Annotated in this window: 1 pseudogene; it reads right to left on the bottom strand. The window is 71.1% G+C overall.

Annotated features, from left to right (window positions below):
• A pseudogene (locus ACLJNW_RS25665) lies at positions 1-266 on the bottom strand (imidazole glycerol phosphate synthase subunit HisH); the annotation flags it as partial.

Raw genomic sequence — 266 nt, 5'->3', positions numbered from 1 at the left:
CGAACACGTTGTCCTTGCGCACAGCCGCGCAGAACGGCCCGTCGTAGTCGCTGGTGAGCGCCACGACGCGCGGATCCGCCGGCGCGACGTAGTACGAATGCACGAAGTAGACATACGCCCCGTCGGCGATGCCGCGCCAGAGCGGATCCTCCGGCCGATCGGCGGCGCGCCGCACCTGGTTCCACCCCAGGTGCGGGACCTTCAGGGTCTGCTCGCGCGGGCGGAACCTGACCACCTTGCCGGCGAGCAACCCGAGGCCGCGGCAC

Source organism: Salmonella sp. SAL4457, from assembly GCF_046548235.1.
GTDB lineage: Bacteria > Pseudomonadota > Gammaproteobacteria > Enterobacterales > Enterobacteriaceae > Salmonella > Salmonella enterica.
The sequence above is the reverse complement of the archived record's forward strand: the minus strand, read 5'-3'. Positions and strand labels throughout refer to the sequence as shown.